This is a genomic window from Porticoccus sp. GXU_MW_L64, assembly GCF_052983295.1.
The window spans coordinates 1-645 of sequence record NZ_JBRKJK010000052.1; the positions used below are offsets into that span (position 1 = coordinate 1).

Here is a 645-nt window from a genome sequence, read left to right on the forward strand (position 1 = left end):
ACCAGCAAGGGCACCATACAGGGCTACAACGGCATTGCTACGGTGGATAAAAAGCACCAGATTATTGTTGATGCCCAAGCTTTTGGTGCAGGCCAGGAACACCATGCTTTAAAGCCTGTTCTCAACAGCTTGCAAAAACGTTATCGGAACCTGGAATTGAGTAACGATATTCTGGACGATCAAGTAATCATCACCGCTGACACCGGTTTTTCCAATCATGAGAACAACGCCTACTTAAAAGAAGAAGGTATCAATGCATATATCCCGGATAACCGGTTTCGTTCTCGCGATCCCAAGTTCAAGAACCAAAAGGACAAGCACGGCAAGCGTCATCAGGATACGGTAAAAGGCATCAAGCCAATCATTCCTTCAAGCGAGTTCCAATTTAACCGCAAGGCAAAGCGCTGTATTTGTCCGGCGGGCAAGGAAATGTGGTTGAAGCACGAATACTCGCAAGGGCCGGGGAGAATGCAGTTACATTTTGAAGGTCGCTTAACCGACTGCCGCAACTGCTCAATGAAATACAACTGTATGCGCAACCCGGAGTCGGCAGATACGCGAGAAGGCCATGGTCGCCAAGTATCAAAAACCTTCTCTACTCATGCCAGCGCCACAGAGTGGATGAAGCGGCGGGTAGACAGTAAG

General features: G+C 48.5%; 1 protein-coding gene. It reads left to right on the forward strand.

Features of this window, described 5'->3' with window-relative positions:
* A partial coding sequence (locus ACVBEJ_RS14595; RefSeq protein WP_447130368.1) for a transposase occupies window positions 1-645 on the forward strand: 645 nt, incomplete at both ends.